This is a genomic window from Pseudomonas sp. MAFF 730105 (assembly GCF_055380705.1).
In genome coordinates, this window is record NZ_AP018438.1 from 6,481,240 (window position 1) to 6,494,810 (window position 13,571).

Sequence of the window (13,571 nt, forward strand, 5' to 3'; positions counted from 1 at the left end):
ATGGGACTGGAAGACGAATATGTCGGCGACGCCGACTGGCAAACTTTCGTGCGCCTGTACGAAGAGGACTACCTCGACGACAGCGCTCGCACGCTCGCCAAGGCCATGGACGACCACCTCGACATGGCCGTGGTGCTCTACGGGAAACGCGGGCTCAAGGAGGGCATGTGGTGGCTGGAACAGGTCGTGCCGGCCCTGGGTAACAAGCGCCCGGCCGATTGCCTCAAGAATCCAAAGCTGGTCAAACGCCTGAGAATGGCCTTGATGAGCATGCCGTAACCCATAGCAATACACCGTGAAGTGCTGTGCACCCAAGGGCAGACCCGCACCCGCAGCGAATAAGACCGCAGTCCCTGTGCCTTGCGCACCGCATCAGTCGAAACTCAGCACCTCGCCGCCCTTGGCCTCGAGCATTTCGCTGAACACCGGCAACCTGGCAACGAAATCCGCTTCGAACGCCAGGTAGCGGTCCTGTGCCGGCAGGTAACGCACCTGCGGCTTGATACGCCGGATATCCTGGCTGGACAGTTTGAGCACCTGGTTGTCGAGCTGATTCCAGAACCAGGCCAGGGTGTACGAGCCGAACGTATTGGTGGTGTAGTTCCAGACCCACCAGTCACCGTGCCCTCGGCTGACATGAACATGCCCGTGGAACGTGCGTAGCGTGATGAGGTTCTTTGGCTCTGTGACGAGCAGGCGAGTGTCCTGGCGCACCTCGCTGCCAAAGCCATCCAGCAGCGCCTTCGTTGCGGTGCCCGTGACCAGGTTGAAGCGCCACGCCAGCAGCACGGTCTCGTGGTAGCGCGGGTCTTCGAGATTAGGGCGCTTGTCTTCGCTGAACAGCAGGATCTCATCACCCCCAGGTAGGCGGTCGAAGCCCTGAGGTGGTAGCCGTCCACCGCCGGCATCGGCCTGGCGGCGATGGCCTGGTGCGGTGGGTCCTGGTTCCAGATCCAGCACTGTGGGCCGTTGTGTTGCATGAACAGCAGGCGACGGGGGCCGATAGGCAGTATCGTCAGTTCATCCGGGTGTTCGAAAATGACTTCGCTGGCCTGCGCGGAGATCCGCCAGATACGCGTCATCGGCACCGGCTCGTAGATGCGCTGGCGTTCGAAGACCTCGGTATCCACCACGACGCAGGGTTGTTCAAATCCTGGCCACTCTACCTCGGCAGGGCCGAAAGTCTGGATGTCGTCGCCTTGGCGAACTTCGTACTTATAGCGGTCGTCCGAACTGTAGTCGCCGCTCCTGACCCGACGCCGCCACAGGCTGCGCCGGGCATTGGCGTCGATGAGCTGCAGATCGGCGCCGTCGAGCCCATCGGTGCGATGTTCGAGCATGTCCTGCTCGGCGGGCGGCCATTGGTTGTAGTCAATCAGGAAGCACAGCCACTGCTCATCGTCCTGCTCGGTAATGGCGGCCCAACCGTTGTGGTAGTTGCCGTCATGGACGTAGGTGGGGCCGGGATAGTCGTGCACTTCCTGGAACCAGTTCACCTTGCTGCGCCTGGCCGGTTTGCGCGCGGTTTTCCGCTCAGCGACCCTAGCCTTTTCCGGCTCGATCAAGCTCGCGGTGAAGTCCTCCTGGTCTTGCCAGTGCCTGGCAAATGCCTCGCGCTGCTCGGTCGGGACCACGACCGGCCGATAATCATCGCCGCCAGCGTCCAGGTTCCACAGGTCATAGGCGCTTTCAGCCAAGGCGTTCGCCAGCGCCTGGAAGCAGATCTCGGGCATTTCGTTGGAGAGCTCGTCCAGCAACGCCTCGAATGGCTGGCCGACAAACACGTCGATATCGGGGTAGTAATGCTGGAGCAACCCAAGGAGCTCGCCGCCCGGCGTTTTCCAGTCGATATGAACCAGCGGATCAAAACGAGATTGCATCACGCCTGCCTTCCTTGAGTGTAAGGGCCAGCCCTAAATGCCAGTCAGTTAAGCCTGTGGGAGCAAAGCTTGCTCGCGATAGCAGTAAGTCAGTCACCCATAATGTTGACCGGCCTGCCGCTATCGCGAGCAAGCCTTGCTCCCACAGGTTTCTGCACCGCCCTGTCAGATGTTGGCCGGCACGAAGTCCGGGCCGCCCAGCTTGTCACGCACTGTCACTGCCGAGCGCATCAACGGTGTCCACATGCCATCCGGGCTGTTCCACGTAGCGCCCGCCCAGCGGGTATCGGCTACCAGTTCGGCCTTGTGCCGTTCCAGCAAACGCTTGAGGGCGACGGCGACACTGCCCATGTCCACGTCAAACAGATCGCCATAGGGGCCTTGCGGCTGCTTGCGCTGTTTGTCCTGGCAGAAGCGGTAGTACCAGAGCCAGTCGTGGGCGATGTAGATCGCCCGCGTGCGGTCCGGGTAGGTCGCCAGCATCGTCAGCAGCGCCGAGACGAAGCGCATGGGGAAGCTGGCGTCGTGGGTCTGGCGCCAGTACGGCATGATCAACTGGTCGAACGCGGCCACCACGTTCTGCGGCTCGTCGTTATCGCTCTTGGCTTCGAGAAAGTAGAACGGCTCGCCCACCAGGAACTTGTCCAGATCGTTATTGGCCAACGCCAGCAGCAGCACGTTGTCACTTGGATTGCTCATTGGATTCTCACTACGTCTCGGGTGGTCATCAACGCGTTGATATCGTTGCCATGGGCGATGGGCACGTTGTCCAGCACCGCTTCGCGCATGCCGCCCGGATGGGTCAGGCCGCCCGGCCGCCACAGCGAGTTCACCCCGCCTTCGTTACCGGTGGGCATCAGCACCTTGGGGTTGTCCAGGTTCATCATGTAGATGTCCTTGCCCACCAGCGATCCCGGATCGTAACCCAAGGCCGACTCCAGTACCGACACGTCGCCGGTTTTCTTGTACTCGGCGACCACGGCGTTCAGGTCGGATTTTGCCATGACGAACTTGTTCGGGTTGAACGAACCATATTTGGGGTTGGCGATATCGTCCGAGGTGAACAGGAAACTGCCACCCTCCTCCTCGAAGGTCTTGAGGTGCTTATCGACATACGGGCCTTCCAGATAATCCCGCGGCGGCGGTCGGCTGCCCTTGGGAATCGCCATGATATCGGCTTCGGTCACCCCCGCCTTGTAGGCCGCCGCGCGGGGTGTCGGGGCCGCGCCTAGACGAGCCATTTTCGGCCCCAGGCCCAGCAGCGCCATGCCGGCGATGCCCTGGAGCAAGTCGCGATAACCCGGGCCGAGGCGGTCGCCCAACTGACCCAACAGCGCCATGCCCCCCATCATCGCGCCACCGATCACCACAAACCCGGCGAAGGCCGCCGCACCGGCCATCGCCGCCAGCACCGCGGCGGCGCCCATGGCGACCATGCCCAGGGCTTCCAGCCCGGTGTGCAGCCACCCTTCGAGATCGAGGACAAAGGCGACCGCAACCGTTGGCCCGCCAATGAACGTATTGGGACTGCCGCTCTTGATATGCGCGCCGCAGACCATCTTGCTCTGCAACCGCGCCGCGGGCCGGCCGTTGATGAAAACCGTTGCGCTGCCTTCGGCGATCAGCACCGGGAATGGCCAGATCGGGTGATTCATCGGCAGACCCGAACACGAGGACGACACGTCTGCCCCCGCGCGCATCGCGTTGCGGTTATTGATCTGGACGTTGAGGCTGCCCATGACCAGCACCCCCGTGGTCGGCTCGGGCAGGTTGAAGATGGTGTTCAGGCCCTTGATGATCTGGAACATCGACAGGCCGCCCGCGGCAATCGAACCAGCCATGATCGCCAGCGCCACGCCGCCGGTCGCCACGGTGGCTGCGACCACCGCCGCACCGATCAACGCACCGGCAACGGCACCCGCCACCATCGCGGCGACACCAAAACCGTGGGCAATTTCATCGCCAAGACGCGCAGCGGCCAACATATCCATTTGGGGTTATCGTCTTCGCGCAGGGTAATCAGGCCGTTTGTGGACGCAGCTTGAGTGAGTGCATGGCCATCTTCCACGCCGACTCGTGGTGCACGAGATCGTTCGGGGTGGTGGTCAGGGTCGTGATCAATCCCACGGGCTGGCGATCGATGAATACCTGGCGCAGCATCAGCTCCCACCCCTCGCGCTGCCAGCTGTAATCGAGCAACACCGCTGCATGGCCATGGAGCGCGAAATCCCAGCGCTTGATCAGATTGAATCCGGGCAACTGCTGCTCGGCGCTTGCCAGTTGCGTGGCGACGTAGTCGTTGAACGGTGTATCGCCCCGGCCCGGGTCGCGGCTGATGACGAAACTGGCTTCCCTGGCCGTTCCGACGGCGGGCAACTTGAAGATGTTAATGCTCTGGTCCTGCCAACTGTCGGGAATGTCGAGGTCGGCTTCTTGGAGGCGATAGAGCGGCATGATTCGGGTTGTTTCCAGGCAAGGAGGTGGCGGAGTCAGCGGCAGATCTTCAAGCAATAGATGGTAACAATCAAGGCATGGGGAGGGGCCGTTCACGGGGCTATGACACCCGTCTCATTTCTCCCTCCCACAGCCTCCCTGATCACCCATTACCTGGATCTTCAAGCCGTCTTGCACGTCAACCAGGCGCTCCAGAAAAGGCTGCTGAAGAAGCGGGTGGCATCGCCGAATCCGGACTCATGCAACAACGTCATGACGGCTGCCTCGGAATGCGGAGGGTCGGCACCCTCAAGGATCTTACCGAGCTTGACCTTCACTTCATCCGGACTTGCGCCGTGCTGCCGCCAGCGTTGTCCCCAGGCCGCCAGCAGCAACGGTTGGCTGGCATAAGCATATTGGTTCCCCGCGACGATCAGCGGCGCCCCCGGTTTCAAATGGGCCCGTATGGACCGAAAGATCTGCCGCTTGGCTTCATCGCCCTCGAGGTGATGGAACACACCGATCAAGGTGGCGGCATTGTAAGACCCGTCCGCTGCCAGGTCCTCGACCTGACCAAGATGCAGGCGTGTTCTTTCAAGCAAGCCGTTCGCCTCCAACTGTTGCCTGGCGGCCTCCAGCATCGGCTCAGAAGGGTCGACGGCAGTAAAGCGCCAACCTGGCTCCAACGCTGCCATTGCAATGATCTCCTGAGCCGTGCCGCCAGCGCCCACGACCAATATGTTCGCCGAGGGTGTCTGATCGAGGCTTGCCGCCAGCATGCAGGCGGCCAAGTCTTGGCAGGCGTCATACCCGGCCAGCGCGATACGGCTTTGTCGACCGTATTCATTGGCTCGGGCGGCATCGAATTTTGCAGCTGAGGGGTGTGGGGATGATTTCAAGGCGGCTCTCCTATGTCCGAGAATCAAGCTACGTCACCCGTTGGGATAATAAAAATTCATTAATTTCATGCGCTACATTCCCATTAGGAATGGCAAGCTCTATTCGAATTGAATTCGACGCCAGGGTAAGCTTCCCTCCAGCCCCCCATCTCGAGCCGCACAACGATGAATAACCAGGCGATGCGCCGTGTGTTAATGGCTTTGATTTTCCCGATGATGTGCGCACCCGTGCACGCGGCAACGTGGCAGATCTGCCGTCTGGAACTGCGCATCGTCGAGGTGCTGAAACAACCGTATCCGCAGCTCCAGGCCCAGGTCCTGAAAGTAAGCCGCAAATCGCCCGCGATCGAATGTCCGGAGGAAGGCTCGAGCCTCACGTTCACGCCGGAAACCCCCGACTACCAAGCCACGCTGCCCCGCAAGCAATGGCCGGGGAAAGGGCAGTCGGTGCGTGTCGAGTACCGGTACCTGGATGGCATTTGCAAGGGCGATGGCAATAACTATGCGTGCCGCATCAGGCATTACCCGGTGGTGGGTCGGTAGACCGCTATCGCGAGCAGGCTCGCTCCCACAATGGATTGGGGTCGTTCGCAGATCCCCTGGGGGAGCGAGCCTGCTCGCGATAACAGCTTGACGGGCACTGGGCCACTGAAAAAAAGCCATAAAAAAGGGCATCCGACTCCCTCGTCATGCCCTTTTTCATTGCTGCTTTATCCCCTCTGCCCGAGGAGCCCGTAGCAATTACGGGTTAACGCTGTCCTTCAACATCTTGCCCGGTTTGAAAGCAACGGTGTTGCTGGCCTTGATTTTCACCGGCTCACCGGTTTGTGGGTTCTTGCCGGTGCGGGCGCCGCGGTGACGTTGCAGGAAAGTGCCGAAGCCCACCAGGGTGACGCTGTCCTTGCGGTGCAGGGCGCCGGTGATTTCTTCCAGGACGGCGTTGAGGACGCGGTTGGCTTGTTCTTTGGTGAGGTCTGCTTTTTCCGCGATGGCGGCGGCGAGTTCTGGTTTACGCATGAATGAAGCCCCTTTGACGGTTTTTTTGTTGTTATGTCTGGACTGTTCTCTTGGGAAACAGCCTCTAAGGCACCGCAGGCTCTACACTGCGGCAGACGGGAGTGAGGATGGCACGGGCCCGGACACGACGCCAGTGTCCGCGCGACCTTTGTGGCATCAAAAGCATGGCTTTTGCGACAGAACCCCCAGTATTTACGCCAGCAAGGGCGGAAGTTCCTTGTTCAGGGCCAGTTTCTCCGTCACCGCTGTGCCTGTCAGGGCATAGCCCAGGAGGTTGCCTTCGGCGTCGCGGCACAACACCTTGATGTCGGAGCCCTGCCCTTCGACACTCCAGGTACCCTCACGGCCCCGTGGTGGTGGCGATACGACCAACGGGCATACCGGTGTCTTCACAGTAATCGGCATCGGACCGTAGCCGACGGCGGTCGGATTGCCCGCCAGGGTCTGGGCCAGGGCGCGGGCGCAGCTCATCAGCGGCATCACGTACAGCAGGTTCAAGCCATCGACCTCGGCGCAGTCGCCCAGGGCATAGATGTTGGCGTGGGATGTTTTCAGGTGGCGGTCGACCACCACGCCCCGATTGACCACCAGGCCGGCGGCGGCCGCCAGGTCGATACGCGGACGCAGGCCGATGGCCGAAACCACCAGGTCGCAGGCGATCACCTGGCCGTCGGACAGATGCGCCTCCAACCCGTCGGCGACCCGTTGCAGGCGGTTGAGTACCGGCCCCAGGTGGAAGCGGGCACCCAGGCTTTCCAGTCCAGCCTGCACCGCAGCGGCGGCAGCCGGATGCAGCAGCGTCGGCATGACCTGCTCGCAGGGCGCCACCAGTTGCACTTCGTAGCCGCCGAGGATCAGGTCGTTGGCGAATTCACAGCCGATCAGGCCGGCGCCCAGCAACAGCACCCGGCGCTTGCCGGCGGCCGACGCACGAAAGCGGGCGTAGTCTTCCAGGTCATTGATGGGGAAGATCAGGTCCGCCGCGTCGCCTTGCACCGGCACGCGCACGGTTTCAGCGCCCCAGGCCAGGACCAGGTCGCGGTAGTTCAGCGCTTCTTCACCGATCCACAAGCGCTTGTGGCCCGGATCGATGCCGCTGATACGGGTGTGGGTGCGGACTTCGGCCTTCAGTTGCTCGGCCATGGTCCCCGGCTCGGCCATGCTCAGGCCGTCGGCGTCCTTGTTCTTGCCAAAGCCGGTGGAAAGCATCGGCTTGGAGTAGGAACGACCGTCGTCCGCGGTAATCAGCAGCAGCGGGGTCTCGCTATCGAGTTTGCGAAACTCCCGGGCCAGGTTGTAACCGGCCAGGCCGGTACCGACGATGACGACAGGTGCGCTCATGTTGCTCTCCATGGGGCCTTTACGTGAAGGATGATCAGTTGATTTCGATCATTTCGAAGTCCATTTTGCCGACACCGCAGTCCGGGCAAAGCCAATCGTCTGGAACGTCCTCCCAGCGGGTGCCGGGCGCGATGCCATCGTCAGGCCAGCCGTCAGCTTCGTTATAGATCAGGCCACAGACGATACATTGCCACTTCTTCATTCCAATTCTTCCTCAAGATGTCAGGCCTTGGCCGGTATTTTCCGACTCAGGGCCGTTTTGTACTGATGGCTCGCGGCAGATGCAAGCACGATCGGCAGGCCGTAGGCCAGGCCAGTCAAAACCAGCGTCCGACATGGTAAGCTCGCGGCCTCATTTGCTGCCATTCAAGACTTCTGTGCCGCATACAAATTCGATATTTCCTACACTTCAATGGCAGCCCCGGCACCTGCTGTCACCTCGCCCCGATGCCGGTGTACTCGACTGGCTGTTCGACGAAGGCTCCCTGACCCGGCGCCTCACGCACCTGTCGGACGGACATTTCAGTGTGGCACCGTTGTTCGAGGGCTGGCAGCCGCTGCGCGACGACGAGTGTGCCGCGCTGGACCTGGCTCCTGGCAGCGAAGGCTGGGTGCGCGAGGTGTATCTGCACGGCCACGGCGAGCCCTGGGTGTTCGCCCGCAGCGTGGCGGCCCGCAGTGCATTGCAGGGCGACGGCTTGCAGATGGACGAACTGGGCAGCCGATCCCTGGGTGAGCTGCTGTTTAGCGACCAGGCTTTCCAGCGCGGGGCCATCGAGGTGTGCCATTACCCCGAGCCATGGTTGCCGCACGAGGTGCGCGCCGCTGAGTTGTGGGGCCGGCGCTCGCGTTTCGATCGCGGGGCGTTGAGTGTGCTGGTCGCGGAAATCTTCCTGCCGCGCCTGTGGAGCGTCGCCCGCGCCTATTCGGAGACTTGCTGATGTACTTGCAACTGCTCAAATCCTTGAATCGCTTGAACCCGCGGGCGTGGGACTTCGTGCAATTGACCCGCATGGACAAGCCCATCGGCATCTATCTGCTGCTGTGGCCGACCCTGTGGGCACTGTGGATTGCCGGCGACGGCTCGCCGTCGCTGGCCAACATCGTGATATTTGTCCTCGGCGTGACGCTGACCCGGGCCGGTGGCTGCGTGATCAACGATTGGGCCGACCGCAAGGTGGACGGCCACGTCAAGCGCACCGCACAGCGCCCGCTGGCCAGCGGCAAGATCAGTTCGAAAGAAGCCCTGGTGTTCTTCGCCGTGCTGATGGTTGTGAGTTTCCTGCTGGTGCTGTGCACCAACACGCCGACGATTTTGCTGTCCTTTGGCGGGCTGGCGCTGGCCCTCACCTACCCGTTCATGAAACGCTATACCTACTACCCGCAGGTGGTGCTGGGCGCGGCGTTCTCCTGGGGCATGCCGATGGCGTTCACCGCCGAAACCGGCCATTTGCCGGCGTCCGCGTGGTTGCTGTACATCGCCAACCTGCTGTGGACCGTGGCCTACGACACCTACTACGCGATGACCGACCGGGACGATGATTTGCGGATCGGCGTGAAATCCACGGCGATTCTGTTTGGCGATGCCGACCGGGTGATCAATCTGACGCTGCAGGGCCTGGCGCTGGGCTGCCTGCTGCTGGCCGGCTCGCAGTTCAAGCTGGGCGGCTGGTTCCACCTGGGGCTGCTGGTCGCCGCCGGGTGTTTTGCCTGGGAGTTCTGGTACACCCGTGGCCGGGACCGGATGCGCTGCTTCCAGGCGTTCCTGCACAACCATTGGGCGGGGTTGGCAATTTTCGTGGGGATTGTGCTGGATTATGGGTTGCGCTGAGGCTAACTGTGGCGAGGGGCGGTGCGACGTTTCGCTAAATCCCCTCGCCACAATTGAATTTCACTAGCCCAAGCAGGTGGTTCGTCAGTCGGCCTTCGCAGCCTTCCAGGCGCCATCCATCAGGCCATCACCGGTCTTGTCCCCGGGCGCCTTGTCCTTGATGAAGGTGTACAACGGCTTGCCGTCGTAGGCCCACTGCATCGAGCCGTCGTCTCGCTTGATCACGGTCCATTCGCCCATGGACTTGTCGGTGTCCGTCGCCATGAGCGGTGGCCAGTTGGTTGCGCATTGGCCATTGCACATCGACTTGGCCCCTGCGTCCTTGGCAAACGTATACAGCGTCATACCTTTGTGGTCCGTCAGCATGCCGTCCTTTTCCATCGCCGGCTCAGCCGCGAAGGCCAGCGCCGGAAGCGCCAGGGCAGCCGTTACCGCCAATGCCTTGAGGGATTGCGTGAAATAAGTCATGGAAACCTTCTTTGGTGGTTGTCAGGATTCAGACTGAAAAGCGTAGTCCAGAATCCTCCTTGCCGTCGGACGCGGAAATACTGTCACACGACTGCAATAATTCCGTTATCTAATGCGGCGCAAGACAGTTAAATGACAAGAGGATTACCCCATGGTTGGCAGGAGCATTCTGATCGTCGACGACGAGGCGCCCATCCGCGAGATGATTGCCGTTGCGTTGGAGATGGCCGGCTATGACTGCATGGAAGCAGAGAACTCCCAACAGGCCCATGCCATCATCGTTGACCGCAAGCCCGACCTGATCCTGCTGGACTGGATGTTGCCCGGCACGTCTGGCATCGAGCTGGCGCGACGCCTCAAGCGTGATGAGCTGACCGGGGACATCCCGATCATCATGCTCACCGCCAAGGGCGAAGAAGACAACAAGATCCAGGGCCTGGAAGTGGGTGCGGATGATTACATCACCAAGCCGTTTTCCCCACGGGAGCTGGTGGCGCGCTTGAAAGCCGTGTTGCGCCGCGCCGGGCCAACCGATGGCGAAGCGCCAATTGAAGTCGGCGGCCTGCTGCTGGACCCCATCAGCCACCGCGTGACCATCGACGGCAAACCCGCCGAGATGGGCCCGACCGAATACCGCCTGCTGCAATTCTTCATGACCCACCAGGAGCGCGCCTACACCCGCGGGCAACTGCTGGATCAGGTCTGGGGCGGCAACGTCTATGTCGAGGAGCGCACCGTGGATGTGCACATCCGTCGCCTGCGCAAAGCCCTCGGTGACGCCTACGAGAATCTGGTACAAACCGTACGTGGCACCGGTTATCGTTTTTCTACCAAGGCCTGACCCGAGCCCTGACCGCCCGACAAGCTGACAAGGACGCGCGCTCAATTGAATCAAAACTGGCATGGCACCCTGATTCGCCACATGTTGTTGCTGGTGACCGGCTGTTTGCTGATCGGCCTGATCAGTGGCTATTACGGCTGGAGCCTCGCCGCGGGCCTGGGGCTTTACCTGGCCTGGACCCTCAAGCAGTTGCTGCGCCTGCATGAATGGCTGCGCCTGCACAAACCCGACGAGGCGCCACCCGACGGCTACGGCCTGTGGGGCGAGGTGTTCGACAGCATCTATCACCTGCAACGTCGCGACCAGCGCGTTCGCGGCCGCCTGCAGGCGGTAATCGACCGGGTCCAGGAATCCACTGCCGCCCTGAAAGACGCGGTGATCATGCTCGACAGCGACGGCAACCTGGAGTGGTGGAACCGCGCCGCCGAGACCCTGCTGGGCCTCAAGACGCCCCAGGACAGCGGTCAGCCGGTGACCAACCTGGTACGTCATCCGCGCTTCAAGGAATATTTCGAACAGGACAACTACGCCGAGCCCCTGGAGATTCCCTCGCCCACCAACGACCGGGTGCGCATCCAGTTGTACATCACCCGCTACGGCAACAATGAGCACTTGATGCTGGTGCGCGACGTCACGCGCATCCATCAATTGGAACAGATGCGCAAGGACTTCATCGCCAACGTATCCCATGAGCTGCGCACGCCGTTGACGGTGATCTGCGGTTACCTGGAAACCCTGCTCGACAACGTCGAAGAGGTGAATCCGCGCTGGAGTCGGGCCTTGCAGCAGATGCAGCAGCAGGGCGGGCGCATGCAGACCCTGCTCAACGATTTGCTGTTGCTGGCAAAACTGGAGGCCACCGATTACCCGTCGGACAACCAGCCGGTGCCCGTCGACGACCTGCTGCAGATCATCAGCGAGGATGCTCAGGAGCTGTCCGGGCCCAAGCGGCAGACCATCACCCTGGAGGTCGACCCTGCGGTGCAACTCAAGGGCAGCGAGGCGGAACTGCGCAGCGCGTTTTCCAACCTGGTGTTCAACGCGGTCAAGTACACGCCGGAACAAGGCCGGATCCACATCCGTTGGTGGGGCGATGTGCAAGGTGCCCACCTGAGTGTGCAGGATTCGGGCATCGGCATCGACAGCAAACACCTGCCACGGCTGACCGAGCGCTTCTACCGCGTCGACTCCAGTCGCAACTCCAACACGGGAGGCACCGGGTTGGGCCTGGCGATCGTCAAGCACGTATTGCTGCGCCATCGCGCACGCATGGAAATCAGCAGCGTGCCCGGCCACGGCAGCACGTTTACCTGCCATTTCGCCCCGGCACAGGTGGTTCGCGCGCGCCTCACCAACCCCGCCGATTGACACCGGTCGGCACTACCCCCTAGGCAATCGCCGAGTCAGCCGCTACATTGGCTGACTTATGCCTGCTTTTTCAGGCCCTCATTTTTAACCTCTACAGCCCTTACGGAACCTGCAAAACTCCATCATGGACCCTTCCCCTGGCTTGTCCCTCGTTACACTCTTCGCCGAATTCGGCATGATTCTTTTTGCTCTGATCCTGGTTCTGCTCAACGGTTTTTTCGTTGCGGCCGAATTCGCCATGGTCAAATTGCGCTCGACCCGGGTCGAAGCCATTGCCGACCAGAACGGCTGGCGGGGGCACATCCTGCGCACCGTTCACAGTCAGCTCGATGCCTATCTGTCTGCCTGTCAGCTGGGTATCACCCTCGCCTCCCTGGGCCTGGGCTGGGTGGGCGAGCCGGCGTTCGCCCATATCCTCGAACCGTTGCTGGACCTGGTGGGCGTTCAGTCGCCGGAGTTGATCAAGGGTATTTCGTTCTTCACCGCGTTCTTCATCATTTCGTACCTGCACATCGTGGTCGGTGAGCTGGCGCCCAAATCCTGGGCGATCCGCAAACCCGAGCTGCTGTCGCTGTGGACCGCCGTGCCGCTGTACCTGTTCTACTGGGCCATGTACCCGGCGATCTACCTGCTCAATGCCAGCGCCAACGCCATCCTGCGCATCGCCGGCCAAGGCGAACCCGGTCCCCATCACGAACACCATTACAGCCGTGAAGAGCTGAAGCTGATCCTGCACTCCAGCCGTGGCCAGGACCCGAGCGACCAGGGCATGCGCGTCCTGGCGTCGGCGGTGGAGATGGGCGAGCTGGAAGTGGTGGACTGGGCCAACTCCCGGGAAGACCTGGTGACGCTGGAATTCAACGCGCCGCTCAAGGAAATCCTGGCGCTGTTCCGACGCCACAAGTTCAGCCGTTATCCGGTGTACGACAGCGAGCGCCAGGAGTTCGTCGGCCTGCTGCACATCAAGGACCTGCTGCTGGAACTGGCGGCCCTGGACCACATTCCCGAGTCGTTCAACCTGGCCGAACTGACCCGCCCCCTGGAGCGCGTGTCGCGGCACATGCCGCTGTCTCAGTTGCTGGAGCAGTTCCGCAAGGGCGGCTCGCACTTCGCCGTGGTCGAGGAAGCCGACGGCAATATCATCGGCTACCTGACCATGGAAGACGTACTGGAAGTGCTGGTGGGCGATATCCAGGACGAACACCGCAAGGCCGAGCGCGGCATCCTGGCGTACCAGCCGGGCAAGCTACTGGTACGTGGCGACACGCCTTTGTTCAAGGTCGAGCGCCTGCTGGGGATCGACCTGGACCATATCGAAGCCGAGACCCTGGCCGGGCTGGTCTACGAAACCCTCAAGCGGGTGCCGGAAGAGGAAGAAGTGCTGGAAGTCGAAGGTCTGCGGATCATCATCAAGAAGATGAAAGGACCGAAGATCATTCTGGCGAAGGTGTTGATGCTCGATTGAGCATCGCCCTGTGGCGAGAGGGTTTATC

General features: G+C 61.7%; 16 protein-coding genes and 1 pseudogene. 7 read left to right on the plus strand and 10 right to left on the minus strand.

Annotated elements, in window-relative coordinates:
• On the plus strand, positions 1-279 hold the full coding sequence (locus tag PCOSP_RS28635) for a hypothetical protein (protein WP_139641231.1): 279 nt from the start codon (positions 1-3) through the stop codon (positions 277-279).
• 93 nt (positions 280-372) lie between these two features.
• Here the strand turns inward: PCOSP_RS28635 and PCOSP_RS28640 are convergent, their stop codons facing one another.
• The 6 genes and pseudogenes from PCOSP_RS28640 to PCOSP_RS28665 form a co-directional block, all read right to left on the minus strand.
• Positions 373-960, minus strand: coding sequence for a hypothetical protein (locus tag PCOSP_RS28640; RefSeq protein ID WP_464712021.1), 588 nt, complete (start codon positions 958-960; stop codon positions 373-375).
• 704 nt (positions 961-1,664) lie between these two features.
• A pseudogene (locus PCOSP_RS28645) lies at positions 1,665-1,880 on the minus strand (hypothetical protein); the annotation flags it as partial.
• A 165-nt stretch (positions 1,881-2,045) separates the two neighbouring features.
• Positions 2,046-2,579 carry a hypothetical protein gene (locus PCOSP_RS28650; protein WP_464709975.1) on the minus strand — a complete coding sequence of 178 codons (534 nt, stop codon included), beginning with the start codon at positions 2,577-2,579 and terminating at the stop codon, positions 2,046-2,048.
• Positions 2,576-3,871: a PAAR domain-containing protein gene (locus PCOSP_RS28655; RefSeq protein ID WP_464709976.1), complete on the minus strand. Its 1,296-nt coding sequence runs from the start codon at positions 3,869-3,871 to the stop codon at positions 2,576-2,578. Before PCOSP_RS28655 ends, PCOSP_RS28650 begins: the two co-directional genes overlap by 4 nt.
• A 28-nt stretch (positions 3,872-3,899) precedes the next feature.
• Entirely contained in the window at positions 3,900-4,334 is a 435-nt protein-coding gene (locus tag PCOSP_RS28660) for a DcrB-related protein (RefSeq protein WP_464709977.1), read from the minus strand.
• A gap of 161 nt (positions 4,335-4,495) precedes the next feature.
• Complete coding sequence (locus PCOSP_RS28665) at positions 4,496-5,212, minus strand: SAM-dependent methyltransferase (RefSeq protein WP_464709979.1); 717 nt, start codon at positions 5,210-5,212, stop codon at positions 4,496-4,498.
• Between the two features lie 165 nt (positions 5,213-5,377).
• Here PCOSP_RS28665 and PCOSP_RS28670 point away from each other — a divergent pair, with 165 nt between their 5' ends.
• Complete coding sequence (locus tag PCOSP_RS28670) at positions 5,378-5,755, plus strand: hypothetical protein (protein WP_464709980.1); 378 nt, start codon at positions 5,378-5,380, stop codon at positions 5,753-5,755.
• Positions 5,756-5,953: 198 nt separating this feature from the next.
• Here the strand turns inward: PCOSP_RS28670 and PCOSP_RS28675 are convergent, their stop codons facing one another.
• The 3 genes from PCOSP_RS28675 to PCOSP_RS28685 form a co-directional block, all read right to left on the minus strand.
• Positions 5,954-6,229: an HU family DNA-binding protein gene (locus tag PCOSP_RS28675; protein WP_024777879.1), complete on the minus strand. Its 276-nt coding sequence runs from the start codon at positions 6,227-6,229 to the stop codon at positions 5,954-5,956.
• Between the two features lie 192 nt (positions 6,230-6,421).
• A complete protein-coding gene (locus tag PCOSP_RS28680) occupies positions 6,422-7,570 on the minus strand; it encodes an NAD(P)/FAD-dependent oxidoreductase (protein WP_139641242.1) in 1,149 nt (382 codons plus the stop codon).
• Between the two features lie 34 nt (positions 7,571-7,604).
• Positions 7,605-7,772, minus strand: a complete 168-nt coding sequence (locus PCOSP_RS28685; RefSeq protein ID WP_139641244.1) for a rubredoxin — start codon at positions 7,770-7,772, stop codon at positions 7,605-7,607.
• Positions 7,773-7,947: 175 nt separating this feature from the next.
• Between PCOSP_RS28685 and PCOSP_RS28690 the strand changes: the two genes are divergently transcribed.
• Both PCOSP_RS28690 and ubiA read left to right on the plus strand, forming a co-directional pair.
• Complete coding sequence (locus PCOSP_RS28690) at positions 7,948-8,511, plus strand: chorismate--pyruvate lyase family protein (RefSeq protein WP_257225562.1); 564 nt, start codon at positions 7,948-7,950, stop codon at positions 8,509-8,511.
• The gene (ubiA, locus tag PCOSP_RS28695; RefSeq protein WP_175362304.1) at positions 8,511-9,401 is read left to right on the plus strand and encodes a 4-hydroxybenzoate octaprenyltransferase; all 891 of its coding nucleotides are present in this window, start codon (positions 8,511-8,513) and stop codon (positions 9,399-9,401) included. Before PCOSP_RS28690 ends, ubiA begins: the two co-directional genes overlap by 1 nt.
• Positions 9,402-9,485: 84 nt before the next feature.
• On the opposite strand, the gene PCOSP_RS28700 is transcribed toward ubiA, so the two are convergent.
• A complete protein-coding gene (locus tag PCOSP_RS28700) occupies positions 9,486-9,869 on the minus strand; it encodes a COG4315 family predicted lipoprotein (protein ID WP_139641250.1) in 384 nt (127 codons plus the stop codon).
• Positions 9,870-10,020: 151 nt separating this feature from the next.
• On the opposite strand from PCOSP_RS28700, the gene phoB reads away from it, so the two are divergent.
• From phoB to PCOSP_RS28715, 3 genes are all read left to right on the plus strand, one after another.
• On the plus strand, positions 10,021-10,710 hold the full coding sequence (phoB, locus tag PCOSP_RS28705) for a phosphate regulon transcriptional regulator PhoB (RefSeq protein ID WP_003177195.1): 690 nt from the start codon (positions 10,021-10,023) through the stop codon (positions 10,708-10,710).
• 81 nt (positions 10,711-10,791) lie between these two features.
• Positions 10,792-12,078, plus strand: coding sequence for a phosphate regulon sensor histidine kinase PhoR (gene phoR / locus PCOSP_RS28710; RefSeq protein ID WP_241801609.1), 1,287 nt, complete (start codon positions 10,792-10,794; stop codon positions 12,076-12,078).
• 124 nt (positions 12,079-12,202) lie between these two features.
• On the plus strand, positions 12,203-13,543 hold the full coding sequence (locus tag PCOSP_RS28715) for a hemolysin family protein (RefSeq protein WP_041020539.1): 1,341 nt from the start codon (positions 12,203-12,205) through the stop codon (positions 13,541-13,543).
• The last annotated feature ends 28 nt before the right edge of the window (positions 13,544-13,571 follow it).

Coding starts and splice junctions, on each gene's coding strand:
- PCOSP_RS28670 (WP_464709980.1), top strand. CDS start 5,378: ATGAATAACCAGGCGATGCGCCGTGTGTTAATGGCTTTGATTTTCCCG.
- PCOSP_RS28635 (WP_139641231.1), top strand. CDS start 1: ATGGGACTGGAAGACGAATATGTCGGCGACGCCGACTGGCAAACTTTC.
- ubiA (WP_175362304.1), top strand. CDS start 8,511: ATGTACTTGCAACTGCTCAAATCCTTGAATCGCTTGAACCCGCGGGCG.
- PCOSP_RS28650 (WP_464709975.1), bottom strand. CDS start 2,579: ATGAGCAATCCAAGTGACAACGTGCTGCTGCTGGCGTTGGCCAATAAC.
- PCOSP_RS28675 (WP_024777879.1), bottom strand. CDS start 6,229: ATGCGTAAACCAGAACTCGCCGCCGCCATCGCGGAAAAAGCAGACCTC.
- phoR (WP_241801609.1), top strand. CDS start 10,792: ATGTTGTTGCTGGTGACCGGCTGTTTGCTGATCGGCCTGATCAGTGGC.
- PCOSP_RS28685 (WP_139641244.1), bottom strand. CDS start 7,772: ATGAAGAAGTGGCAATGTATCGTCTGTGGCCTGATCTATAACGAAGCT.
- PCOSP_RS28655 (WP_464709976.1), bottom strand. CDS start 3,871: ATGGATATGTTGGCCGCTGCGCGTCTTGGCGATGAAATTGCCCACGGT.
- PCOSP_RS28700 (WP_139641250.1), bottom strand. CDS start 9,869: ATGACTTATTTCACGCAATCCCTCAAGGCATTGGCGGTAACGGCTGCC.
- PCOSP_RS28680 (WP_139641242.1), bottom strand. CDS start 7,570: ATGAGCGCACCTGTCGTCATCGTCGGTACCGGCCTGGCCGGTTACAAC.
- PCOSP_RS28660 (WP_464709977.1), bottom strand. CDS start 4,334: ATGCCGCTCTATCGCCTCCAAGAAGCCGACCTCGACATTCCCGACAGT.
- phoB (WP_003177195.1), top strand. CDS start 10,021: ATGGTTGGCAGGAGCATTCTGATCGTCGACGACGAGGCGCCCATCCGC.
- PCOSP_RS28715 (WP_041020539.1), top strand. CDS start 12,203: ATGGACCCTTCCCCTGGCTTGTCCCTCGTTACACTCTTCGCCGAATTC.